We start from the raw sequence: 23,854 nt of genomic DNA, 5'->3' as shown, positions 1-23,854 counted from the left end.
GCATGACGGGCATTTTCTTTTTGGATGAGCAGGCATGAGCGAGCAAGGTAATCCCCAACGTCAACCCGGCACACCACCGGAAGACAAACTGCGTCTGGCGGCTCTCGAATATCACCGCAGCCCGACCCGCGGCAAGATTTCGGTCACGCCGACCAAGGCCTTGTCCAATCAGCGCGACCTGTCGCTGGCGTACTCGCCCGGCGTGGCGTATGCGTGCGAGGAGATCGCCCGTGATCCCGCGGCTGCCGTGGAATACACCTCGCGCAGCAATCTCGTCGGGGTCATCACCAACGGCACGGCCGTGCTTGGCCTGGGCGACATCGGACCGCTGGCGGGCAAGCCGGTGATGGAAGGGAAGGGATGCCTGTTCAAGAAATTCGCCGGTATCGATGTGTTCGATATCGAGTTGGCCGAGCGCGATCCCGACAAGATCATCGACATTGTCGCCGCGCTCGAGCCCACGCTGGGCGGCATCAATCTCGAAGACATCAAGGCGCCAGAGTGCTTCTACATCGAGAAGCAGTTGCGCGAGCGCATGAACATTCCGGTGTTCCATGATGACCAGCACGGTACGGCCATCATTTCCACCGCGGCACTGCTCAATGGCCTGAAGGTCGTTGGCAAGGATATCGCCAAGGTGCGGCTTGCCGTTTCGGGCGCGGGCGCGGCGGCGATCGCCTGCCTCGACACCATGGTGAGCCTGGGCGTGCGCCGCGAGAACATCTATGTGGTCGACTCGAAAGGCGTGATCTTCGTTGGCCGCGACGAGCGCATGGAAGAAAACAAGGCGCGCTACGCACAATCCACGGAGGCGCGCACCCTGGCCGACGTGGTGAAAGGTGCCGACGTGTTCCTCGGCTGTTCGACGGCCGGCGTGCTGACCGCCGAGATGGTGCAGAGCATGGCCGAGCGGCCGATCATCCTGGCGCTGGCCAACCCCGAGCCGGAAATCCGGCCGGAAGTCGCCAAGGCGGCACGCTCCGATTGCATCATCGCCACGGGCCGGTCGGACTATCCCAACCAGGTCAACAATGTGCTGTGCTTCCCCTACATCTTCCGTGGCGCGCTCGATTGCGGCGCCACCAAGATCACCGAAGCGATGAAGCTGGCATGCGTCAAGGCAATTGCCGAACTGGCCGAAGCCGAGACCAATGACGCCGTGGCTGCCGCCTATGCCGGCAAGGAACTGAAGTTCGGCCCCGACTACATTATCCCGACACCGTTCGACCAGCGCCTGATCGAGAAGATCGCGCCGGCGGTCGCCAAGGCTGCCGAGGAATCCGGCGTGGCCACGCGGCCGATCCGCGACTATGCGGCCTATCGCCAGCAACTGAGCCAGTTCGTCTATCACACCGGCCTGATCATGAAGCCGGTGTTCTCCGCCGCCAAGGCTGCACCCAAGCGCGTGGCCTACGCCGAGGGGGAGGAGGAAAGCGTACTGCGTGCGGTGCAGACGGTGGTTGACGAAGGCCTGGCGAAGCCGATCCTGATCGGTCGCCCGCATGTCATCGAGATGCGCATCCAGAAAGCCGGCTTGCGCCTGCGCGCCGGCGTCGATTTCGAACTGGTCAATCCCGAGGATGACCCGCGCTACCGCACGTATCACGAGTCTTATCAGCAATTGCGTGGCCGTGACGGCGTGACGCCGGACATGGCCAAGGCCGCGCTGCGCCGCTCGAACACGCTGATCGGCGTGATGCTGGTGCATCTCGGTGATGCCGATGCCTTGCTGTGCGGCGTGGTGGGGCAGTTCGATGCGCACCTGCAGCACGTCAAGGATGTGATCGGCCTCGCGCCCGGCGCCAATAATTTTGCCGCGATGAATGCGCTGATGCTCGAGAAGTACACGCTGTTCATCACTGACACGTTCGTCAACGAAGAGCCGAGCGCGGAAGACCTGGCCGACATTACCCGCCTGGCCGCACAGGAAGTACAGCGTTTCGGTCTTGAGCCGCATGTCGCCATGTTGTCGCACTCTACCTATGGCTCGTCGAAGTCGGCATCGGCTCGCAAGATGCGGCAGGCGCGCGATCTCGTGGTGGCGGCATGCCCGCAACTGAAGGTGGACGGCGAATTGCAGGGCGATGCCGCGCTAAGCGAGGAAGTGCGCCAACGCTACCTGCCGGCGAATGGGTTTGTCGGTAGCGCGAATCTACTCGTGATGCCGAATCTCGATGCCGCCAACATCGCCTTCAACCTGCTGAAGACGACGGGCGGGCAGGGTGTGACGGTGGGCCCGATCCTGCTTGGCGCGGCCAAGCCTGTGCACATCCTCGGACCGGCTGCGACATCGCGGCGTATCGTCAACATGACGGCGCTGGCAGTGGCGGACGCCAACGCACCGCATTGAACCCGGCCACCAGGCGGGTGGGGCCGCCAAGCAAAAAGGGCAGCCATCGGCTGCCCTTTTTGCTTGCTCCATATCCGGGAAATATCTGCTGGCGGTGCTATCGGGTGGCGCCATCCGCGCGATCAGCGGCATGGTAAAGCTGGCATGGCGCTGGCATGACAGAACACACGCGGGAGGATGTCCATTGCCTAGAACGTTGGGTCGCCCTCGTCCCCGTCGCGGCGATTCACCCACATCTTGTAGAGCCCATAGGCGATACCCGCAACTGCCCCGACTTTAGAAAGCCGCCAGGCCACGCCACGCAACGGTGTGACGCGCAGGCCGGTCGCCAGCAGCGAGATCGCCGAGCTCAGATACGGAAACTGGCGCGCCACGCCAAACAGCTTGAGCCAGTTGCGCGGTGCGACTGCGCTCGGCAGCCAGCTCAGGCTGCTGACATGGCGGATCGACTGCCGCAGGTCGCGGGCCGACTGCGCGCAGTCGTAGCGCTCCAGCGCAGCGCGGGTCGTCAGCAGTTCCTTGCGGACCGCCAGCGGCAGCCGGCCGTGCATGCGCGGCAAGCCATCAGGGCGGGGCGGTTGGGTTGGCACGAGATCTGTCATGACTTGAGCGCCTCCCGGTCCTTGTCGAGTTCGGCGAGCGTGGCTTCGAACATCGCCGGTGCATCTTGCAGCTGGCGGCGGACGCGGACCAGGCAATAGGCGGCGATGCCAAAATACAACGCTACCAGGCCGGCGAGCACCTGCCAGCGGTACGTGTCCCAGCAGAGAATGACAATGAGCGCTGTCAGGGCAATCATGCCAAGACTGAGGAACGCCAATCCCAGCAGGCCGAGAAATGCCTGCTGCATCAGGCGCGCTTTTTCCTCGGCGAGCTCGACACTGGCCAGTTCCAGCCGGGTGCGCGCCATGGCGGCGACGTTGCCCAGCAAGCTGCGCAGCGAGTCAAAAAAACGTGGAGAGGGAGTCGATTCCTGCATGGCGTCCTGATCGCAAGAACAGGCACGCCGGAAGATCTGCGAGCCTGAGGCCAGAAGGGCCCGGCCTCACCCGGGAGGCAGTTTCAAAATGATCTGGCTCCGGCTGGTCATGGTCCGGAGGAGAGGCTTGGCGTGCTGCTTGTGACCCTTTGCAGGGCGCATGGGAACGATCCGGGGTCCCATTCGATTCCCTGCCTTGCCTCCTGGCCAGAACCGCTTCGCTTCATTTTGAAACCGCCTCTGGGGCATGGCTCGAGCGGCATGTCGGGCGCGGCGTCCGCGTAGCGGTGTGTGCCGCGCCCTGGCGTGACGTGATTACTTGCGGTTCAGCAGCAGGCCCACCAGCAGGCCGACACCGGCGGCGATACCAACGGCACGCCACGGGTGGTCATGCACGTAGTCGTCGGTCGCACGGGCCGCGGCCTTGCTCTTGGTGACGACTGCATCCTGCAGATCCTGCACTTTTTCCTTGGCCTGCTTCAGCATCCCCATGCCGCGTTCGCGCAGCTCGGCCGCTTTTTCGCCGGTCGTGGAGGCGGCTTGCTTGAGCAGTTCTTCAGCATCGGACAACACGGCTTTCACATCAGACATTCGTTTCTCCTGGTGGGTATTGGTAATCGCAGGCCGGCGCACGCGCCGCACAGTTGTTAGTCTATCCTTGAAGCATATGCGGCGCCACCTTCGCGCTTTCAAGGGGCGTCTCGGCCAACCTGTGGCTGAGGCTGGATGCGGCTGCCGGCCTCAGCGCTATATGACTAATTGTCATGACAGTGTGACTTTATAGTCGTTCAGGTTGGATCGCAAACGCTCTACACTGGTTCCATCGATTTTCTGGAGAACGACATGGCATTGCGACTTGGCGACATCGCCCCCGACTTCGAGCAGGATTCCAGCGAAGGCACCATCCGTTTCCACGAATGGCTCGGCAATGGCTGGGGCGTCCTGTTCTCGCATCCGGCAGACTTCACGCCAGTGTGCACGACCGAACTGGGATTGACCGCCAAGCTCAAGTCGCAGTTCGCGGCGCGCAACGTCAAGGCCATTGCCCTGTCGGTCGATCCCGTGGATTCCCATCATGAGTGGATCAAGGACATCAACGAGACGCAGGGCACGGTGGTCAACTTCCCGATCATCGCGGATCATGACCGCAAGGTGGCGACGCTGTACGACATGGTGCACCCGAATGCCAGCGAAACGGTGACGGTGCGTTCGCTGTTCATCATCGACCCGAACAAGAAGGTGCGCCTGATCATTACCTATCCCGCCAGCACGGGGCGTAACTTCGACGAGGTGCTGCGCGTCATCGATTCGCTGCAGCTGACAGACAACTACAGCGTGGCCACGCCGGGCAACTGGAAGGATGGCGACGACGTGGTGATCGTGCCGTCGCTGAAGGATGAGGCAGTGCTCAAGGCCAAGTTTCCTAAAGGCTACAAGGCAGTGCGTCCGTATCTGCGCCTGACACCGCAGCCCAACAAGTAAGGCGATGCCCGGACGACTTCGGCCGGGCTCATGCAACGCACGCAAGGCACAAGGCCCCGCTCGAGAGCGGGGCCTTGCATTTTTGGGGTACGGGAATGGTGCGAGCCAATCAGGAGAAGGCCTGGATACCCGTCTGCGCGCGGCCGAGGATCAGCGCGTGTACATCATGCGTGCCTTCGTAGGTATTGACCACCTCGAGGTTCACCATATGGCGGATGACGCCGTACTCATCCGAGATGCCGTTGCCGCCGAGCATGTCGCGCGCGAGGCGGGCGATGTCGAGCGCCTTGCCACAGGAATTGCGCTTCATGATCGAGGTGATCTCGACGGCTGCGGTGCCTTCGTCCTTCATCCGCCCAAGGCGCAGGCAGCCTTGCAGGCCCAGCGTGATTTCGGTCTGCATGTCGGCCAGTTTCTTCTGGACCAGCTGGTTGGCGGCCAGCGGTCGACCGAACTGCTTGCGGTCGAGCACGTACTGGCGGGCCGTGTGCCAGCACGCCTCGGCCGCACCGAGCGCGCCCCAGGCAATGCCGTAGCGTGCCGAGTTCAGGCAGGTGAAGGGACCTTTCAGGCCACGTACGCCGGGCATCAGGTTTTCTTCCGGCACGAACACCTGGTCGAGCACGATCTCGCCGGTGACCGAGGTGCGCAGGCCGACCTTGCCGTGGATGGCCGGGGCCGAGAGACCTTTCCAGCCTTTTTCGAGAATGAAGCCCCGGATCGCGTCGGTGCCATCGTCGTCCATCAGCTTGGCCCACACGACAAACACGTCGGCAATCGGCGAGTTGGTGATCCACATCTTGGCGCCGCTCAGCGAGAAGCCGCCTTGTACCCGCTTGGCGCGCGTGACCATCGAGCCGGGATCCGAGCCATGATCGGGTTCGGTCAGCCCGAAGCAACCGATCCATTCGCCGCTGGCCAGCTTGGGCAGGTATTTCTGCTTTTGTGCTTCGCTACCGAAAGCATGAATCGGCACCATCACCAGCGACGACTGGACGCTCATCATGGAGCGGTAACCCGAATCGATCCGCTCGACTTCGCGGGCAATCAGCCCATAGCTGACGTAATTGAGCTCCGGACCGCCATACTGTGACGGGATGGTCGGGCCGAGCAGGCCGAGTTCACCCATTTCCCGGAAAATCGCTACATCTGTCCGCTCATGCCGGAATGATTCGAGGACACGGGGTGCCAGCTTGTCCTGGCAATAGGCGGCAGCGGCATCGCGCACCATGCGTTCGTCTTCGGTCAGTTGCTGGTCGAGCAGCAAGGGGTCAGACCAATGGAATGTTGCGGATGCTGCCATGCGTCTCTCCTTTGTACAGCGGTCTCGGGTGAATGGAAAACAGTTGCTATGGGTAATAAAGTTCCGTATTGCGGAACAATGTTTCGTTGGTGTAGTATATCGGAAATATTCCTATCACGGTGAAACTGGCGCATGTCTACACACGATTCCGCTACGGGGCGGATGTTGCTGCTCCCCAATCCGGCCGGCATGACCGAGAACGACCCCAACTTCGTAACTGCGCTGGCGCGGGGTCTTGCCTTGCTGCGCTGTTATCAGCCGGGCGATACGCTGCTGGGCAATCGCGAGTTCGTGAAACGCACGGGATTGCCCAAGGCGACTGTCAACCGCTTGGCCAGCACCCTCGTGGCACTGGGCTATCTGCGCTATGACGCAGCCTTGGGTAAATATGGCCTGGATGCGGGTGTCCTGGCCCTGGGGTATGCCTATCTGGCATCGTCCGGGCTGATCGCGCTGGCGCGGCCGCACATGGTGGCGTTTGCGCAGCAGTATGGGGTGTCGATTTCACTTGGCAAGCGGGACCGGCTCGAGATGGTCTACCTCGAGTCGATCCGCAGCCATGCCGGGTCGTCGCTCGTGCTCGGCGTGGGTTCGCGCTTATCGCTGTTGTCCAGTTCGATGGGAAGGGCCTACCTGGCCGCCATGCCAGAACTGCGGCGCGAGGCATTGCTGCGCGACTATGCGCAGGCGTATCCGGAGCAGTGGGCCGCCGAGGGCGAGACGGTGCGCCGGGCTATCCAGACCGCGGTAGAGCTGGGCTATGCCGGCTCGTTCCGTGAGTGGCATCCGGCCGTGCATGCCTGTGCGGTGGCGTTTCGCGTGGCCGGTGAAGACGATCCGTATGTGATGAGCTGCAGCGCCTCGTACCAGTCGCGTAGTGAAGCCGACTTCGATGCACAACTGGCGCCAGCGCTTGGCGCCATGGTTGGGCGGCTGGGGACGCTGGCGCTGCGCTGAAGCGGCGGCCGGCATCCGGGCAGCCCAGCCCGGATGCCCGGCGGCGATCAGCGCGGGCCGATCTCGCTCTTCAGCGCTGCGAGCGTTCGTGCATAGGCCGTTTCGTCGGCAGCTTTGTCGTAGTGGTTGCCATTCGGACGGGCGAAGGCATGGTCGACGCCCGGATACGAGAAGGCCTCGGCCCTCGGCAGCGTCGCCAGCTTGGCGGCAATCTGCGCGCGAGCTTCCGGCGGGCAGTATTCGTCCTCGCCCGCCAGATGCAGCACGAGGCGTCCCTTGATGTTGTCCGCCTCGTCGAGTGCCTGCTCGATGCCCACGCCGTAGTAGCCGACCGAACAGGCCACATCGCAGCGGCATGCTGCCAGGTAGGCCATCTTGCCGCCCAGGCAGTAGCCGATCACGCCGACATTGGCGACATCATCGAGTTCGGGACGCTGGCGTAGTGCTGCCACCGTGGCGGCGATATCTTCTACACCTTTGTTCTGATCGTACTTCTGGAAAAACTCAAACGCGCGCTTCCAGCCTTCCGGCGAGTAGTCGAGCTCGACCCCGGGTTCGATGCGCCAGAACAGGTCGGGCACCAGCACCACATAACCTTCTTGCGCGTACCGGTCGGCTAGCGTGCGCATCGTGCCGTTCACGCCGAAGATCTCCTGGCACATGACGATGCCGGGACCACGTCCGCTGGCGGGCACGGCGAGATAGGCGTTGAAGCTGCCGTCCTTGGACGGAATGCGGATGGTCTGACCCATGATTGGCTCCTTGGCAGTCAAAGCGCACGCCACCGGTGGGCGTGCAGAAGATGAGAGATCAATTGCCGCCGAGCGGCTGCAACGTGCCGAACTGTCCCGCCTGGAAAACCAGCGGTGCACCGGCGGCGTCATGGATGCCGCAGCGTTCGACTTCGCCAACGAAGATGACATGGTCGCCTTCGTCATAGCGACTGCGGTTATGGCATTCGAACCAGGCGAGCGCCTCGTGCAGGACTGGCAGGCCGTGTTCGCTGATCTGGTAGTCGAGACCGGCGAAGCGGTCGCCATGCAAGGTCGAGAAGCGCTTGCACAGATCGACCTGGGCCGCGGACAGCACGTTGATCACATAGTGCGAACCGTCGCGAAACACTGGCAGGGAGTTAGCCTTGGTAGCCAGGCTCCACAACACCAGCGGTGGATCCAGCGAGACCGAGTTGAATGAGCTCGCGGTGACGCCCACGAAGGCCGGGCCGCCGGTTGCGGCAAGACCCGAATGGCCCGTGATCACAGTCACGCCGGTCGCGAACTGCGACAGTGCGCGGCGGAAGTAGGCTGAATCGAAATCGGGCGCGCTGGCGGTGCTGCGTGCTGGATTGTCCGTGGCCTGGGGGGCGGTACCTGCTTGGGGGGGAGTCGGCATCGGCAGTCGGAAAGCGTTGTGCTCGAGACGGTTGCGTACGGGGTCATTGTATCGGAGAGCGGCGGCGCCTGTCCCGTTTCCGCAGCCATCGGCGCGCGATCGGCTGGGCATCGCCGGCGCTTCGCGTTACAGTAGCGCGGTATCGATCACAGACAAGCCTGTCCAGTCCCGCGGCCCGCGGGCGAGGGCGGCACGGAGGATAATGGCATGACGAGCGACACGCACACCGCCAGGCGGCGGAGGTTCGATGCGTGATTTCGAAAACGCGACAGCCCCGTTGCTGCGCGAGATCGTCGGCCATGCACGCAGTCATGGCGACCGCATCGCCATCCGCTGTGGCCGCAACGCTCACGACTATGCCAAGCTCGCGCGTCGCTTCGAGCGCGTGACGGCACATCTGTCGGGCACGCATGGCGTGCAGCCGGGACAGCATGTCGCGACGCTGGCGGCCAACGACGACCTGCAACTGGTGATCCTGCTGGCATGCCTACGGCTGGGTGCGGTGTGGGCGCCGCTCGACCCCTCGGCCACGCCCGAAGCATTGCAGCATTGGCTGCAGCAGGCCGATGCCAGCCTGATCGTCGCGGATGAGGCCAATCTTCCGGTTGCACAAGCGCTGGCGACTCAGCGTGCCGACATACGATGCGTGGTCCTCGATCGCCTGATCGACCATCCGGCGCCTTACGGCCTGCATTACCCGGATGTCGAGAGCGAGGTGCCAGCCCTCATGCTGTTTGACGCCGAGGCTGCCGGAAAAGCGACGCGATACCGTCAGAACAGGTTGCTGGTGGAGGACATCGATATCGCGCCGGAGGACAATGTCTTGGTCGCATTGCCACTGGCCCGTTTTGCCAGCCTCTTGCTCGAGGCTGTCCCGGCGCTGGCACGGGGCGCCACCGTGACATTGCTGCCGGGATTCACGCCGGCCGCATGGCTGGAAGCCCTGGCAAATACGCGTCCTACCGTGGCGGCGGTTACGGTAGACATGATGGAGACCCTGCGGGGCGCACCCGGTTGGCAGGACGCCGATTTTTCGTCGTTGCGCCGGCTGACTATCGTGGATGGTCCGCCACAGCTTGCACTGGCCACGGCTCTCGTAGATCGCGGCGTGCCGCTGCAGATGCGGGCGTGCCCGCAGGCATGACATTCGGAGAATGGAATGGAACATGAAATTGCCACATTGGGTGGAGGCTGCTTCTGGTGCCTCGAAGCGGTCTACCAGGAAGTCAGCGGCGTGCTTGCGGTCGAATCTGGGTACACGGGCGGTCACGTTGACCATCCGACCTACCGCCAGGTCTGCGAGGGTGACACCGGCCATGTCGAGGTGGTGCGCGTGACTTTCGATCCGGCAGTGATCTCGTATCACGACATCCTCGGCATTTTTTTCGCCATCCACGATCCGACCACGGTGGACCGCCAGGGTAACGACACGGGGCCGCAATACCGTTCCGCAATCTTTGTACATTCACCGGCCCAGCGCGCTACGGCGGAAGCCATGATCGACAGCCTGACGCGCGAGCGCGTCTTTGACCTGCCGATCGTCACGACCATCGAGGCGGAGCAGCCGTACTGGCGCGCCGAGGCAGCGCACCAGAACTACTATCGTACGCATCCGTACCAGGGCTACTGCGCGATGGTGATCGCGCCCAAGCTGGCGAAATTCCGCCAGCTGTTCACGCGCCACGGACGCTCCTGAAACAACTCAGGGCGTGTCGTAGATATAGCGCCGCGACCACGGCAGCGTCGTTGCGGAGCGCCCCGCCTTGCGGCAGATCACCTGGTAGATCGCCACGTCGTCGACTTCGAAGGCATGTGCGCACCCCATCAGGTAGACGCGCCAGATGCGGTAGCGTTTCTCGCCGACCATGGCGCGGATCGTCTCGCTTTGGGCTTCAAAATTCGCTGACCATATGCCAAGCGTATGCGCATAGTGGCGGCGCAGGTTCTCCACGTCGAACGCCTCCAGGCCGCCTTCCTGCATGGTGCTGAGGACCAGTGAAACGTGCGGCAGCTCGCCGTGCGGAAATACATATTTGTCGATGAAGTCACCGCCGCCCAGCGCAGTTTCGCCGCTGTTCACATCGGTCGAGGTGATGCCATGGTTCATGGCCACGCCATCATCGGTCAGCAACTCGCGGATCTTGGCGAAGTATGCCGGCAGGTTCTTGCGGCCCACGTGTTCACACATGCCGACGCTGGTGATGCGGTCGAACGTGCCGGATACATCGCGATAGTCCTGCAGGCGGATCTCGATGCGATCCTGCAGACCGGCGGCGCGCACCCGCTCGGTGGCCAGGTCGAACTGGTTCTGCGACAGCGTGATGCCGACGCAGCGCGCGCCGAAGCGTTCGGCCGCACGCAGTACCAGCGCACCCCAACCGCAGCCGATATCGAGCAGGCGCTCCCCGGGCTGAACCTGGATTTTCGTCAGGATATGGTCGATCTTGCGGATCTGCGCAGTGGCGAGATCCTCGTTGCCGTGCTCGAAATAGGCGCACGAGTACACCATGTTTGGGTCGAGCCACAGCTTGTAGAAGTCGTTCGAGACGTCATAGTGGTAGTGGATCGCTTCCTTGTCGTCTTCCTTGGAATGCGAGAAGTGGCGGGCGATACGGCCGAAGCGGCTGTCGCCCCCCAGGGCCGTATCGGCCAGACGGTAGCCCACGGAGATGATGTCCTGGAGCTTGCCGTCGAAGTCGATCTTTTCCTGCACGTAGGCCTCGCCGAGGTTGGCGAGGCTCGGCGTCAGCAGCAGCGGGAGGGCGCTGGCTTCACGTACGGTCAGGGTGATGGCGGGCCGATCGAACTCGCCGAGGGCGTACTGGTGGCCGTTCCACAGCTTGACGGTCACCGGCAGATTGGCTTTCTGGCGGATGGCATCTACCCAGCTGGCCAGCTTGCGGTCTATCGCTTCTTTGAAAAACATGCACTGTTCTCCTTCGGCTCAAATGGCTGCGGCATGGACACACCGCTGTGCCAGACACATCAACCCGGAAGCGCGAGGCTCCCGTACCTTATCTGTCGATAATGTGATTCAAGCTCAGAGGCGCCAGCGAAATGGTCCTGCTGCGACGAAGCGATGCGGGCGATACGGGATCGCCGGCCCACGTTCGAGCGCAGAAACGTTGCGCTTCATATCGATAGCGTCTCTCGTGCATCCGCCCGCTGTTTCTCCTCACCGTGGGCGGTGCAAGGCGACTCAGGGCGATAACCGGGCGATACGCCACCCCCCATCGGCTTGTCGGTAGAACACGATACGGTCATGCAACCGTGACGGTCGGCCTTGCCAGAATTCGATCGACTGCGGGACCAGCCGATACCCGCCCCAGTGCGGCGGCCGTGGTGGCTGCTCTCCGTATTGCGCGGCAAAGCGCGCCTCGCTCGCCTCGAGCGTTGCCCGGTCGGGCACTTCCTTGCTCTGCTCCGAGGCCCACGCACCGAGCCGTGACTCGAGGGGCCGCGACTGGAAATAGGCATCGCTCTCTGCGGCGTCGATCTTCTCCACCGTACCTTCGATGCGGACCTGGCGCTCCAGCGCGACCCAATGGAACAGCAGGGCAGCGCGCGGATTGGCTGCGAGGGCTCGACCCTTGTCGCTGAGATAGTTGGTGAAGAAGGTAAAGCCGCGCGCATCGACTTGCTTGAGCAGCACGATGCGCGCCGCGGGCTGGCCGTCCGTCCGGACCGTGGCCAGCGTCATCGCGTTGGGCTCCGGTACTTCCGCCGCCAGGGCCTCGTCGAACCAGGTACGGAATTGCTCGACCGGGTCGCGTGCGACTTCGGTCTCGGAAAGTGCGCCACGTGCGTAGCGGGTGCGGAGGTCAGCCAGTGTCGTCATTGCGTGCATTCAGGGTAGAACAGACCAAGTATAACCATGGACGGCGTTATCCGTTATAGATCGGTGGCAGCGGGTCGCGCTTTTGCTCCTGGCGCGGTGGCGTGGCCGGCGGCGCAGCGGGGCGGCGTTCGCCAGCAGGCGCGCTGGGCGTGGCCTTGTCCGGCGGCTGGACCGGCCTGGGATTGGTGCGCGGGGCGCTGCTAGCCTGGCGCAGCAGTTCGGCGCAATGGGTGTCGTCTGGCGTCGACAGGTCGGTGAGCGGGATCAGCGCAGCCGCGATGGGCGCAGTGAGTCCCAGCGCCAGCGCGCCGCCGGCGCGCAGCGCAAGCACGGCCTTGTCGACACTGACATCGGGTTTCTTGAGGGTGCCGGTGACATATAGCGGGGCGCGCAGCGAGAATAGCCGCAAGCCCTTGGCTTCGGGCCGGACAGTCATGCCGAGCCGCTCATCCTTCAGGTCGACGCCGCCGGTGATGTAGATCGTAGCGTCCTCGGTATCCACCACAAAGGTCCGGGCCCGGGCCAGCCCGTCATTAATCGCGAAATCGCTGACACCGCAATTCAGCGTAACCTGCCGGTCGCCGAACAGTTGCGTGAGTACCACGCTGCCAACATTGAGACCCATGGCTTCCAGGATGAACTTGCTGACGGTGCCCTCGCGTACCAGCAGCTTGGCTTCGCCATTGGCCGTGCCCAACAGCGCCGAGATGGAGTTGCCCTGGGCCGTCATGCGGGCTGCGCCGTTCAGTTCACCAACACTGGCACGCATGGCCTCGATGGTTGGGAACAGTTGCTTGAGCTTGAGGTGGCGTGCGCGCAGGTCAATATTGCCCTGCAGCGGAGTCGTTTTGCCGTTGAGCCGGATGGTCGAGACGAGATCGCCGCCGGCCACGCCGAAGTTCAGCGGATCGAGCGTCAGGACGCTGTCCTCGAGCTTGAGGTGGGCAGTGAGGTCAGTGATCGGCAAGGCCTCGTCGCGCACGATGCGTCTGCCGGTCACCTTTACGTCCGCATCCATTTCGCCCCAGCGGTCAGTCTTGAAGCGCGCCACCGGCAGGACCCGGTCGATCGGCTGGCGTTCGGCCGCGCCGCGGCGCTTCTTGCTCTGGGCCGAGTCCGCGCCAATAAGTGGAGCGAGGTCGGCAAAGACCAGCTGGTTGGACAATACGGTGCCCTCGATCTTCGGGCGCGGTTGCTGGGCGCGATAGGTTAGCGTGCCCTGAATGTCGCTTTTACCCATGCGTCCGGTAAATTTTTCATAGCGCCACACCGGCTGTTCTCCGACGCCCTGGCCGATCAATCGGCCACGGGTTTCGAACGGTGCCGTTTCGGGCAGCACCACACCCGTTAGGTCATACAGGTGCGCCATGCTGTCGCCGGCGAGCCGCAACCGCAGATCCAGCGCAGCGAGATGGGCTGGGTCGGTCAACGTCCCTTCGAGCGCGATGCGCGTGCGTCCCAGCCGCACATCGGCCTGGAGCGGGTAGGGCGTGTCGGCATCCTGCAGGCGCAACACGCCGCCAGCCTTGCCGGCCCCCTGCACGCGCGCGTCGCGGTAGGTCCCCTTGACGGTCCACTGGATACCGTAGGGGGAGGCGTCGGCCTGTCGTGCCGGCTCTTCCTTTGCGTTCGCTGCAGATGCTACCTCGGTGGGTAATGCGGCAGAGGCAGGCTGTTCCGTCGGCTTGCCGGCCAGATCGAGCGGCGCACCGATGGTATCGACCTCGGCCAGCAACTCGATCTGTTTGATGGCATCGGACAGGCCGATGCGGCCATTCTTGAAGACGATCTGCTGCAGCTCCAGCTCCCATTGCAGCGCGGTCTTGTCCTTGTTGCGCGGGAAAGTCCAGTTGTTTTCGCCGTCCTTGCGGCGGACCAGCGCGATCGACGGCGTGTCGAGGCTGATGGTCGGAATCACGATGCGGTGCGTCAGCAAAGGCAACGCCTGCAGGACGAAGCTGACCTCGTTGGCCGTAGCGAAATTGGTATCGCGCGCCCATTCAGGGTTGCCGACGACCACATCGCGCGCCGCCAGCCGCGGCCATGGCACCCAGCGGCGCCAGCCTGTCTCGCCTTCGGGGCGATCCCATTTCACCGTCAGGTCGCCATTGATGACGAAGGGACGGGCGATGGCCTCGGACACGCGCTCGTTGAGCCATGGTCGTGCCCGGTTCCAGTCGAAAGTCACGATAAAGAACAGGAGTGCGCTGATCAGGACGAGCGGCGTCAGCGTAATCCAGGCGATCCATCTACTGCGTCTGCGCATGGCGACGGGCTCCATAAAAGCAGGTGGTGTGAACGATCATCGACTCGCACCTATTGTATAGTTTGACCCGCGCACGGACGGACAAAGCGTGCGGCTGGAAGAGAAGTGCGCGGGTTCCGGCCGAAGGATGACATTTTGAGTGCAAGTATCTTGCCCGGTGCGGCGCATGATGAACACGACGCCGAACATGCCCGCCGATTTGGCGGGGTCGGGCGCCTGTATGGCGAAGCTGCCCTGGAACGCTTCATGAGCGCGCACGTATGTGTCGTGGGTATCGGCGGGGTGGGTTCGTGGGCAGTCGAGGCGTTGGCTCGCAATGCCATCGGCACGCTTACCCTGATCGACCTCGACCATGTCGCCCCCAGCAACACCAACCGCCAGATCCACGCGCTCGGCGATGCCTACGGCAAGGCCAAGGTCGACGCCATGGCGGAACGCATCCAGGCCATCAATCCACGTTGTACGGTACGCGCCGTCGACGACTTCATCACGGTCGACAATGTGCCGGAGATGATGGCGCCGGGTTATGACTATGTCATCGATGCCATCGACGCGGTCCGTCCCAAGACCGCGCTGATCGCCTGGTGTCGCGCCCATGGCGTGCCGCTCATCACGTGCGGCAGCGCAGGCGGGCAGTTCGATCCGACGCGCATCGTGGTCAGCGACCTGAGCCGTACTGAACAGGATCCGATGCTGGCCAAGGTGCGCCGCAATCTTCGCAACGACCATGCGTTTCCTCGCCAGCGCCGGCACAAGTTCGGCGTGCTGGCTGTATCCTCCACCGAACCGCTGCATTATCCAGAGCCTGCGGCCTGCGATATCGATGGGTCGCCCGCAGCGGCTCCGCAAGGATTGGCGTGCGCGGGATTCGGTTCGTCGATCTGTGTCACTGCAACCTTCGGTATGACGGCCGCCGCGGAGGTACTGAAGGCGCTGGCCGGCATGGCTACGCAGCCCGAGTCCGAGATACTCGCTGTTCCGGATATCAACGCGGCGGCCGGTCGGGACTGATTTTCGGGTTTAGGTGCCGTTACGCCCCGCGCTGGCGGCACGTGCGCCGTAGCATGGTCATCCAAGCAAGCGGTCGAGCAGCGCCAACCGTTCGTCCTCCGTGGGCGACGTATTGTCGAACATGATCAGTTCGGGGTAGTCGGCCGCCTCTGGCATGAAGCGCCGCTGGCGGTAATCTTCCCAGTGAGCCAGCTTGTAGGCGTCGTTGGGATTGCCGCGCTGTTCGATACGCGTCCGCGCGATGTCTTCCGGCAGATGCACCCAGACGATATGCAGGTCGATGGTATCGTCGATGCCGAGCCATTGCCGGTCGCTTAGCCGGTGATCGCGGATCTCGCGCGAGAGCGGTCCGATGACGATGACGTTGATGCCCAGCGCGAGATTCTCGCGGGCGGTATCGAGCAGCCCCTGATACTCCGGGTCGCGCAGGTGTTGCAGGTAGGTGGGGCTGTCGCGGTCATTGGGGTCGCCGGTCAGGGCGCCCATGACCGCGGCACTGTACCGACCGTACAAGGTGTCCTTGTCGAGCAGGCAGAACGATTCTCCGGTGCGTCCAATCAGCGGGCCGATCAGGTGCTTGGCGATGGTGGTCTTGCCGGTGCCGGCGTGGCCGCAAAAAAAAATGAGGCGGGGCATTGCGCAGAGTTCTCCGGATCGGATTGGGACAGGCGTAAGCATACGCGAACGCATTTTCCATGCCCAATCCGGAGGGCCGTGCGGAGGTTATCGTCCGGCACGGCGCCGGGTCGTCGGACGACGCACCCAACAATCATGCATCACGCACGTCATGTGCGTATATTGACTGGCCGATGACGAGACCGGGATCAGCGGATGATCAGCACGGGGATCTTGGTGCCGGACAGCAGCTTGGTGGCCACGGAGCCCAGCAGCACGCCTGCGGTTGCGCTGCGGCCATGGGAGCCCATGACGATCATGTCCGCGCCGATCTCTGTGGCGGTCTTGATAAGCGTCGGAGCGACGTCGCCCACCAGTTGCTTGCGGGTATAGGGAACGCCCGCCGCATCCAGCGCCTGCGTCACGTCGCGCAGCGCGATGTCGCCTTGTTCCTTGTACCAGTCGTCGACAACTTCGCGCGATACGTGGCGGGTGACGTTCGGCGGCAGAACGGCCGGCTCGACGTGGATCACCGTCAGTTCCGGCGTGTCCTTGAACATGCTGGTTTGCTGGATCAGGTACTTGGCAGCCTGCATGCTGCAGGGCGAGCCGTCGGCGGCGAACAGGATTTTCATGGTGTGTCCCTCTTTGAACGGATGACGCGGATAGGATCCGGCATGATCGACCGGCAGATTTCACTGACAGTATATGAGGGTTACGCTGTGCTGCGCAGGCAACTTTGCATCGGTTTGCGCTGGATCAATTCGCGGTCCGCGCTAGCTTGCTCAGGCCGCGCCGGCGAATTCCGCCTGGTACCGGGGATCGCGTTCGAACGGTTCCCACAGGCGGGCAAGGTAGGGGTCGTCGATACCGTGCTGCCGCAGGCCCAGCAGCGTGCGATACAGGTATTCGTAGGCCGGTCCGTAGGCGCCGCTAGCATTGCGCAGGCGGTCGACGATCACGGTGTCCGGCAGGCGTCCTGCATAGCCCTCGTGCGTGCGGTTCATGATGAAAGTGAGCGCGGAAAAGCGCTGGCCTTCCGATTGCACCGGCGCCCAGCGCGGCAGGTAGGCGCCCGTCAGCATCTCGCGCCGCCACAGTACGCGGAACTCTTCGGCCAGATCCTCGCGGGCAATGCGGAACGCGATGCCGCGACAGCAGCCGCCACGATCCAGGCCGAGCACCAGTCCCGGATTTTCGTACGTGCCGCGATTCACCCGCGAGTATAGGTAGAAGCCGCGATGAAAGCCGTAGATGACCGCAGGACGCCGCTCCGCGTAGCGGATCATGGGGTTCCAGATGAGTGAGCCATAGCCGAACAGCCAGGCATCGCCATCGGGCGCGTCCGCCAGCGTGGCAGCCAGCGAAGCCTCGAACGCTTCTTCGGTCAGCAGTACCGCGCCGCCCGGTGTTCCCGCCAGGGCGGCACGAACCCGGTCGTTCTCCAGATCGTCACGCGTGATTCCCATAGGCCAAGCATAAGCCAAAAAAAACCGGCCATGGGCCGGGGCGGCGCTGCGCGTGATCATCGATACCGCGAGCGTGGCGCTTTTGCGACGGCACAGGCCGTCGCATGGGCGAGCACGCTCAGGCCGACAGCAGCTCGACTTCGAACAGCAGGGTCGCGTTGGGCGGAATGACGCCGCCTGCACCGCGTGCACCATAGCCGAGATCGGCCGGAATCACCAGACGGCGCACGCCGCCGACTTTCATGCCCTGCACGCCTTCGTCCCAGCCGCGGATCACATGGCCAGCGCCGAGCGGGAAGCGGAACGGATCCCGGCGGTCCTTACTCGAATCGAATTTCTGGCCGGCCTGGCCGTTCTCGTACAGCCACCCGGTGTAGTGCACCGTCACTTGCGTACCGGCGCGCGCTTCAGCGCCGTTGCCGGTTTCAACGTCTTCGTATTGCAGTCCGGAGGGGGTGGTAATCATCGAATGCTCCTGTCGGTGGGGCGCGTCCGAGGGGACGCGGTCAAAAAGAATCGATCAATTAAGAATCGGCTTAATTCTGGCATGCGTTATGGTCGCACACTCTGACGCTCGGCCGGCTTGAGCGGCTGCAGGACGATGGCGACGCGCCGGGTATCGTCTCCGATCCAGATTTCGCCGTCCTGGATCGTCACTTGCAGGCGCATGCTGCGCTGGGCCAGTGCCGCGAGTGCCGTACTGCTGGCGGCGTCGACCGCCACCACCTCGAGATGGCGATGGCGCTCCACCTTGTTGGCTACGCCGGACCACCACACCTGCGTGGCATGGCCGTCGTATGGAAAGATCGCGACTCTGCCAGCGCGGTTACAGGCCTTGCGGATGCGGGTTTCATCGGGTTGGCCGACCTCGATCCACAGCTGGATGGCATCGGTCAGATCCTTCTCCCACAGGTCAGGTTCGTCGGTATCGCTCAGCCCTTTGCCGAAGCCCAGGGATTCGCTGGCATGTAGAGCAAAGGCGAGCAGGCGGATCATCATCCGCTCGTCCGTTTCCGACGGGTGGCGGGCAATCGTGAGCGCGTGGGTTTGATAGTAGCCGCGGTCGATATCGGCAATTTGCAGTTCGGCTTTGTAGACGGTGGATTTGAGCGCCATGGGGCAGGTTCGGTGACAGGGAAATGTGCGGCTGAACTGTACACCATGTCGGAGCCCCGTGCGGCCATAGCCTGATGAGGGGGCTCAGGTCTTGAAGACCGGAATCAGGAAAATGCCGATGATGCAGAGATAGCTGATCGACCAGACGATCGAGCGCAGCGTGGCGCGGTCGTAGAGATAGCACAGCATGTAGACGACGCGTGCGCCGATGAACAGCAGGGCGAAGCTGTCGAGCAGCCCCTGCGGCGCTTGCAGATGGCTGGCGATGATGACGGCGGCGGCAAAGAACGGGAAGGCTTCGAAATGGTTACGATGGGCGTAATCAGCGCGGCGGCGCAGGCCCTGCAGTTGTTCCATCCAGGCGCGCGGCTCATTGTTGTCATAGTCGCGGACACCCCACTTGGCAATGGCGACGGTCACGACCGGCATCAAGCCGGCGACCAGGACGCACCAGAATGCAATGCTCATGCTGTGGCTCCGGAGAAATATGGCGCCAGCGGATGGTTTGATCAGGCAGGATCGCTGGCGCGGATTACGATGTCCCCCACGGTGACCACCTGGCCGCCGCGGATCTTCGCTGTCTTGCGGGCTTCAGGCTGGCCGTCCACCGTGACGGCCCCGCTGGCCACGATCTGCTTGCCGGCCCCGCCGCTGTCGCATACGCCTGCGACCTTGAGCAATTGATTCAGTTCAATGAAGGGCGCTTGCAGAGGGACATCGATGGTGGGCATAGGAGAAGGGCAGGCCGAAAGAGACGGAACAGGGCGACAGCATACCGCATCGCGATGCCGCGACGGCGTCAGCGGGGCAGGAAAATACGCGTTTCCAGCAGGCCGAATTGCCCGAGCATGGCGATGGCCTTGCGGGCCGCGGCGTTGCCCGGCATTTGCTGGGCGACCTGCATGATGGTCTGGGCGGACGGGTGCGGCATTGGCAGCAGGGGCAGGAGTTCGCGTCGCGTCAGGCCAAGCAGGGACCAGAATTCACCGAGCGCCGGCACGGCCGGCGCATGGCCTAGTGCGACGATCTCGTCAAGTAGCCCGGGCAGGTCGTTGCGGCCGAGAATGTCCTGCAGGACGCGTTTGTCGCTTGCATGGGCGCGTAGCAGCAGCGCGTATTCCCGCAGCGTTGCCCAGTGGCTGGCACGGATCATCTGCGTCAGGGCATGGCTGCCATCGGGAGCCTGCGCGGCCAGCAGGTCGGTACGGCTTTCCGGGTCCAGGCGGGAAATGCTCGCCTGCAGGTCCGGCTGTGTGCGACAGGCGCGGATGACTTCGGTGTGGCCGCCGCTCAGCAGATGAAACAGCATGGTGCTGTTCAGGCCTGTGGACGGGGCGGATCCGGCCGGTTGCCGGCAGGCGGCAATCAGGTGTTCGACCGAATGAATGTAAGCTTCCTGCAACATATCACCTCTCGCAAAGCATCGCCCCGACCTGCCTGGAAACACTGCCACGCAAACCGCCCGACGCGCCTGTGTGGGACGGCCGGGGAGGGGGGAGCCCGCCCTTGGTGCGGACGAGCGTTGATATTGGATCACACCACAGTGTAGACCCTGAGACGCAGAAATACAGGAAAAAAGTGCTGGTTTTTTAGCAAACCGATCCGCAGGCACGGTCCAACAGGACGCGCGCCTGCGGGCCGCGATCACTTGCCCCAGCTGTCCTTGAGGCCGACGATACGGTTAAAAACCGGCGGTTTGCCCGGTTGGGTATCGACCCGGTCAGCCACGAAATAGCCGTGGCGCTCGAACTGGAAGCGGTCTTCCGGTCTGGCCGTGGCAAGGCCAGGCTCGAGATAGGCCGTGAGCGTCCGCTTGGAGTCCGGGTTCAGTGCCTGGAGAAAATCCCGGCCGCCGGCGTCTGGGTGGGGTTCCTTGAACAGCCGGTCGTACAGGCGCACTTCGGCGGCGCACGCATGTGCGGCGCTGACCCAGTGGATATTGCCCTTCACCTTCACGCTGTCGGCCCCCGGCGTGCCGCTCTTGGTCTCCGGCAGGTAGGTGGCGTGCACGGCGATGATATTGCCATCCGCATCCTTGTCGCAACCGGTGCATTCGATGACATAGCCGTAGCGCAGCCGCACCTTGTTGCCCGGGAACAGGCGGAAGTAACCCTTGGGCGGCTCCTCCTGGAAGTCCTCGCGTTCGATCCACAGTTCGCGCGACAGCGGAAACTCGCGCTTGCCGAGTTCCGGCTTCTTGGGGTGGACCGGTGCGGTGCAGGTCTCGCTTTGGCCTTCCGGGTAGTTGTCGATGATCAGCTTGAGCGGATCGAGCACGGCCACGGCGCGTGGCGCGCGGGCATCGAGATCGTCGCGCACGGCGCCTTCGAGCACGCTCATGTCGATCCAGCTGTCGGCCTTGGAGACGCCGATGCGTTCACAGAACAGCTGGATGCTTTCTGGCGTGTAGCCGCGGCGGCGGATACCGACCAGTGTCGGCATGCGTGGGTCATCCCAGCCGTCCACGCGCTTTTCATTCACCAGCTGCAGCAGCTTGCGCTTGCTGGTGATGGCGTAGGTCAGGTTGAGCCGCGCGAATTCATACTGATGCGGCAGCGGATCGGCAAATACCCCGGCATCGCGCAGGGCGTGCAGCACCCAGTCGTAGAGCGGCCGGTTGTTCTCGAACTCCAGCGTGCACAGCGAATGCGTGATCGATTCCAGCGCATCGGACACGCAATGCGTGAAGTCGTACATCGGGTAGATGCACCACGCGTCGCCGGTGCGGTGATGATGCGCATGGCGGATGCGGTACAGGATCGGGTCGCGCATCACGATATTGGGCGCGGCCATGTCGATCTTGGCGCGGAGCACGTGTGCGCCATCCGGGTATTTGCCCGCGCGCATGTCACGGAACAGCTGCAGGTTCTCCTCGACGCTGCGCCCGCGCCAGGGCGAGGGCGTGCCGGGTTCCGAGAAATTGCCGCGCGTGGCGGCGATGGTTTCGGCATCCTGGCTGTCGACATAGGCCTTCCCGGCCTGGATCAGCAGTTCGGCAAACTGGTAGAGCTGCTCAAAATAGTCGCTGGCGTAGTGCAGATGTGCCGTGCCGCCCTGTTCCCACGAAAAGCCGAGCCAGCGCACCGAGTCGATGATGGTATCGACATATTCGGTGTCTTCCTTGACCGGGTTCGTATCGTCAAAGCGCAGATGGCAGCGGCCGCCGAAATCGCGTGCCAGGCCAAAGTTCAGGCAGATGCTCTTGGCGTGACCAATGTGCAGGTAGCCGTTCGGCTCCGGCGGGAAACGGGTAATGACGGTCGGCAGCGGCTGGCCGGCGGCATCCTTGCGGTGCGCATGCTTGCCGCTGGCAAGGTCGTGTTCGATCAAGGCCCGGACGAAATTGGAAGCGGGCGGCGTGGCGTTGTCGTGTTGGCTCATATCAGATGGTGTGCGTCGATCTTGCGATTCTACCGCGCCGGCGCGGAATCCACGCGGATTGGATGCCCCGGGTGGCTTTTCGGGGCAAGGCAGATGCCATGGCGAGGGTACAAATGAAAATCGGGCACCCGAGGGTGCCCGATCAGGGATGCCGCCAGGGGCGACAGTCTTACTCTTCCTGGAAGGCTTCTTCGCGCTTCTTCTTGATCGACGGCAGGGCCACGATGGCGACCAGCACGGCGGCGGCGATCAGCAGGCTCAGCGACAGCGGACGTGTCACGAACACCGAGAACTCGCCGCGCGACAGCAGCAGGGCGCGCCGGAAGTTTTCTTCCATCATCGGTCCGAGCACGAAGCCGAGCAGCAGCGGGGCCGGTTCCATGCGCAGCTTGATGAAGATGTAGCCGAGCACGCCGAAGGCCGCGGTCTGGAACACGTCGAAGGTCGTATTCTGCACCGAGTACACACCGATACAGCAGAACACCAGGATCGCCGGGTACAGGAAGCGGTACGGCACGGTCAGCAGCTTCACCCAGATACCGATCATCGGCAGGTTCAGGATGATCAGGATCAGGTTACCGATCCACATCGAGGCGATCAGGCCCCAGAACAGCGACGGGTTGCTGGTCATCACCTGCGGACCCGGCTGGATGTTGTGGATGGTCATGGCACCGACCATCAGCGCCATCACGGCGTTCGGCGGAATACCGAGCGTCAGCAGCGGGATGAACGAGGTCTGGGCGGCCGAGTTGTTGGCCGATTCCGGACCGGCCACGCCTTCGATGGCACCCTTGCCGAATTCTTCCGGATGACGCGACGACTTCTTCTCCAGCGTATAGGCCGCAAACGAAGCCAGCGCCGCGCCGCCGCCAGGCAGGATGCCGAGTGCCGAACCCAGTGCCGTACCACGCAGGATGGCAGGGATCATGCGCTTGAAGTCTTCCTTGGTCGGATACAGCGAAGTGATCGCGTTGAGGAAGGTTTCGCGCTTTTCCTTTTGTTCGAGGTTGGCGATGATTTCAGCGAAGCCGAACACACCCATGGCCATCGACACGAAGTTCAGGCCGTCGGTCAGTTCCGGCACGTCGAACGAGAAGCGCGCCGCGCCCGAGTTGACGTCGGTACCCACGAGACCCAGCAGCAGGCCGAGCACGATCATGCCGATTGCCTTGACCAGCGAACCGGAGGCCAGCACCACGGCGCCGATCAGGCCGACGACCATCAGCGAGAAGTACTCGGCGGGGCCGAACTTGAAGGCCACTTCCGCCAGCGGGGCAGCAAAGGCGGCCAGGATCAGCGTGGCCACGCAGCCGGCGAAGAACGAACCGATACCGGCGGTGGCCAGCGCCACGCCAGCGCGGCCGCGCTTGGCCATCTGGTAGCCGTCCAGTGTGGTCACCACGGAAGATGACTCACCGGGCAGGTTCACCAGAATAGCCGTGGTGGAGCCGCCGTACTGCGCACCGTAGTAGATACCGGCCAGCATGATCAGTGCAGCCACCGGTGGCAGGGCATAGGTGGCCGGCAGCAGCATGGCGATCGTGGCGAGCGGGCCCAGGCCCGGCAGCACGCCGATCAGCGTTCCGAGGATACAGCCCAGAAAGGCGTAGGCCAGGTTCTGGAAAGTCAGCGCCGTGGAAAACCCAAGCGCGAGATTGTCAAATAGTTCCATCGTTCTCTCAGTGGGTTAACCAA

General features: G+C 63.4%; 25 protein-coding genes. 6 read left to right on the top strand and 19 right to left on the bottom strand.

Features of this window, described 5'->3' with window-relative positions:
* Positions 1-34 precede the first annotated feature (34 nt).
* Positions 35-2,350: an NADP-dependent malic enzyme gene (locus tag ACQ3C8_RS10110; RefSeq protein ID WP_428851482.1), complete on the top strand. Its 2,316-nt coding sequence runs from the start codon at positions 35-37 to the stop codon at positions 2,348-2,350.
* A 188-nt stretch (positions 2,351-2,538) separates the two neighbouring features.
* On the opposite strand, the gene ACQ3C8_RS10105 is transcribed toward ACQ3C8_RS10110, so the two are convergent.
* The 3 genes from ACQ3C8_RS10105 to ACQ3C8_RS10095 form a co-directional block, all read right to left on the bottom strand.
* On the bottom strand, positions 2,539-2,952 hold the full coding sequence (locus tag ACQ3C8_RS10105; RefSeq protein WP_428851481.1) for a DUF3318 domain-containing protein: 414 nt from the start codon (positions 2,950-2,952) through the stop codon (positions 2,539-2,541).
* Positions 2,949-3,329: a phage holin family protein gene (locus tag ACQ3C8_RS10100; RefSeq protein ID WP_009523745.1), complete on the bottom strand. Its 381-nt coding sequence runs from the start codon at positions 3,327-3,329 to the stop codon at positions 2,949-2,951. The genes ACQ3C8_RS10105 and ACQ3C8_RS10100 overlap by 4 nt, the downstream gene beginning before the upstream one ends.
* A gap of 315 nt (positions 3,330-3,644) precedes the next feature.
* Positions 3,645-3,920, bottom strand: coding sequence for a DUF883 family protein (locus tag ACQ3C8_RS10095; protein ID WP_009523744.1), 276 nt, complete (start codon positions 3,918-3,920; stop codon positions 3,645-3,647).
* Between the two features lie 252 nt (positions 3,921-4,172).
* On the opposite strand from ACQ3C8_RS10095, the gene ACQ3C8_RS10090 reads away from it, so the two are divergent.
* On the top strand, positions 4,173-4,811 hold the full coding sequence (locus ACQ3C8_RS10090; RefSeq protein WP_009523743.1) for a peroxiredoxin: 639 nt from the start codon (positions 4,173-4,175) through the stop codon (positions 4,809-4,811).
* A gap of 109 nt (positions 4,812-4,920) precedes the next feature.
* On the opposite strand, the gene ACQ3C8_RS10085 is transcribed toward ACQ3C8_RS10090, so the two are convergent.
* Positions 4,921-6,114 (bottom strand): acyl-CoA dehydrogenase, encoded by a 1,194-nt coding sequence (locus tag ACQ3C8_RS10085; protein WP_009523742.1) that lies wholly within the window; start codon positions 6,112-6,114, stop codon positions 4,921-4,923.
* Positions 6,115-6,276: 162 nt separating this feature from the next.
* Here ACQ3C8_RS10085 and ACQ3C8_RS10080 point away from each other — a divergent pair, with 162 nt between their 5' ends.
* Positions 6,277-7,071, top strand: a complete 795-nt coding sequence (locus ACQ3C8_RS10080) for an IclR family transcriptional regulator (protein ID WP_428853061.1) — start codon at positions 6,277-6,279, stop codon at positions 7,069-7,071.
* Positions 7,072-7,118: 47 nt separating this feature from the next.
* On the opposite strand, the gene ACQ3C8_RS10075 is transcribed toward ACQ3C8_RS10080, so the two are convergent.
* Together ACQ3C8_RS10075 and ACQ3C8_RS10070 are read right to left on the bottom strand one after the other, a co-directional pair.
* Entirely contained in the window at positions 7,119-7,823 is a 705-nt protein-coding gene (locus ACQ3C8_RS10075; protein ID WP_428851480.1) for a dienelactone hydrolase family protein, read from the bottom strand.
* Positions 7,824-7,881: 58 nt separating this feature from the next.
* The gene (locus ACQ3C8_RS10070) at positions 7,882-8,463 is read right to left on the bottom strand and encodes a flavin reductase family protein (protein ID WP_009523739.1); all 582 of its coding nucleotides are present in this window, start codon (positions 8,461-8,463) and stop codon (positions 7,882-7,884) included.
* Between the two features lie 247 nt (positions 8,464-8,710).
* On the opposite strand from ACQ3C8_RS10070, the gene ACQ3C8_RS10065 reads away from it, so the two are divergent.
* Both ACQ3C8_RS10065 and msrA read left to right on the top strand, forming a co-directional pair.
* Positions 8,711-9,607 (top strand): AMP-binding protein, encoded by an 897-nt coding sequence (locus ACQ3C8_RS10065; RefSeq protein ID WP_428851479.1) that lies wholly within the window; start codon positions 8,711-8,713, stop codon positions 9,605-9,607.
* Between the two features lie 15 nt (positions 9,608-9,622).
* Positions 9,623-10,159, top strand: a complete 537-nt coding sequence (msrA, locus tag ACQ3C8_RS10060) for a peptide-methionine (S)-S-oxide reductase MsrA (RefSeq protein ID WP_009523737.1) — start codon at positions 9,623-9,625, stop codon at positions 10,157-10,159.
* 6 nt (positions 10,160-10,165) lie between these two features.
* Here the strand turns inward: msrA and ACQ3C8_RS10055 are convergent, their stop codons facing one another.
* The 3 genes from ACQ3C8_RS10055 to ACQ3C8_RS10045 form a co-directional block, all read right to left on the bottom strand.
* Positions 10,166-11,389: a class I SAM-dependent methyltransferase gene (locus tag ACQ3C8_RS10055; protein WP_428851478.1), complete on the bottom strand. Its 1,224-nt coding sequence runs from the start codon at positions 11,387-11,389 to the stop codon at positions 10,166-10,168.
* Between the two features lie 273 nt (positions 11,390-11,662).
* Positions 11,663-12,301: a pyridoxamine 5'-phosphate oxidase gene (gene pdxH, locus ACQ3C8_RS10050; RefSeq protein WP_009523735.1), complete on the bottom strand. Its 639-nt coding sequence runs from the start codon at positions 12,299-12,301 to the stop codon at positions 11,663-11,665.
* Positions 12,302-12,347: 46 nt separating this feature from the next.
* Positions 12,348-14,567 carry an AsmA family protein gene (locus tag ACQ3C8_RS10045; RefSeq protein ID WP_428851477.1) on the bottom strand — a complete coding sequence of 740 codons (2,220 nt, stop codon included), beginning with the start codon at positions 14,565-14,567 and terminating at the stop codon, positions 12,348-12,350.
* Between the two features lie 135 nt (positions 14,568-14,702).
* Between ACQ3C8_RS10045 and tcdA the strand changes: the two genes are divergently transcribed.
* Positions 14,703-15,578 (top strand): tRNA cyclic N6-threonylcarbamoyladenosine(37) synthase TcdA, encoded by an 876-nt coding sequence (tcdA, locus tag ACQ3C8_RS10040; protein ID WP_428851476.1) that lies wholly within the window; start codon positions 14,703-14,705, stop codon positions 15,576-15,578.
* 57 nt (positions 15,579-15,635) lie between these two features.
* On the opposite strand, the gene ACQ3C8_RS10035 is transcribed toward tcdA, so the two are convergent.
* The 10 genes from ACQ3C8_RS10035 to ACQ3C8_RS09990 all read right to left on the bottom strand — a co-directional run bounded on the left by ACQ3C8_RS10035 (position 15,636) and on the right by ACQ3C8_RS09990 (position 23,831).
* Positions 15,636-16,214, bottom strand: coding sequence for an AAA family ATPase (locus ACQ3C8_RS10035; protein WP_428851475.1), 579 nt, complete (start codon positions 16,212-16,214; stop codon positions 15,636-15,638).
* A gap of 188 nt (positions 16,215-16,402) precedes the next feature.
* Positions 16,403-16,828 (bottom strand): universal stress protein, encoded by a 426-nt coding sequence (locus tag ACQ3C8_RS10030; protein ID WP_428851474.1) that lies wholly within the window; start codon positions 16,826-16,828, stop codon positions 16,403-16,405.
* Between the two features lie 150 nt (positions 16,829-16,978).
* A complete protein-coding gene (locus ACQ3C8_RS10025; RefSeq protein ID WP_009523730.1) occupies positions 16,979-17,662 on the bottom strand; it encodes a gamma-glutamylcyclotransferase in 684 nt (227 codons plus the stop codon).
* Between the two features lie 118 nt (positions 17,663-17,780).
* Entirely contained in the window at positions 17,781-18,128 is a 348-nt protein-coding gene (locus tag ACQ3C8_RS10020; RefSeq protein ID WP_009523729.1) for an FKBP-type peptidyl-prolyl cis-trans isomerase, read from the bottom strand.
* 86 nt (positions 18,129-18,214) lie between these two features.
* The gene (locus tag ACQ3C8_RS10015) at positions 18,215-18,778 is read right to left on the bottom strand and encodes a YaeQ family protein (protein ID WP_428851473.1); all 564 of its coding nucleotides are present in this window, start codon (positions 18,776-18,778) and stop codon (positions 18,215-18,217) included.
* An 84-nt stretch (positions 18,779-18,862) separates the two neighbouring features.
* Complete coding sequence (locus ACQ3C8_RS10010) at positions 18,863-19,246, bottom strand: MAPEG family protein (RefSeq protein ID WP_428851472.1); 384 nt, start codon at positions 19,244-19,246, stop codon at positions 18,863-18,865.
* Positions 19,247-19,287: 41 nt separating this feature from the next.
* Complete coding sequence (locus ACQ3C8_RS10005; protein ID WP_428851471.1) at positions 19,288-19,509, bottom strand: RNA-binding S4 domain-containing protein; 222 nt, start codon at positions 19,507-19,509, stop codon at positions 19,288-19,290.
* Between the two features lie 68 nt (positions 19,510-19,577).
* Positions 19,578-20,183 (bottom strand): hypothetical protein, encoded by a 606-nt coding sequence (locus ACQ3C8_RS10000; protein ID WP_009523725.1) that lies wholly within the window; start codon positions 20,181-20,183, stop codon positions 19,578-19,580.
* 239 nt (positions 20,184-20,422) lie between these two features.
* Positions 20,423-22,159: a glutamine--tRNA ligase/YqeY domain fusion protein gene (locus ACQ3C8_RS09995; RefSeq protein WP_428851470.1), complete on the bottom strand. Its 1,737-nt coding sequence runs from the start codon at positions 22,157-22,159 to the stop codon at positions 20,423-20,425.
* Positions 22,160-22,328: 169 nt separating this feature from the next.
* A complete protein-coding gene (locus ACQ3C8_RS09990; RefSeq protein ID WP_009523723.1) occupies positions 22,329-23,831 on the bottom strand; it encodes a tripartite tricarboxylate transporter permease in 1,503 nt (500 codons plus the stop codon).
* Between the last annotated feature and the right edge of the window lie 23 nt (positions 23,832-23,854).

Origin of the sequence: Imbroritus primus, assembly GCF_964332355.1 — a bacterium.
GTDB classification, from domain to species: Bacteria; Pseudomonadota; Gammaproteobacteria; order Burkholderiales; family Burkholderiaceae; genus Imbroritus; species Imbroritus primus.
Note: the sequence above shows the minus strand (reverse complement) of the source record. Positions and strands in the feature narration are given on the sequence as shown.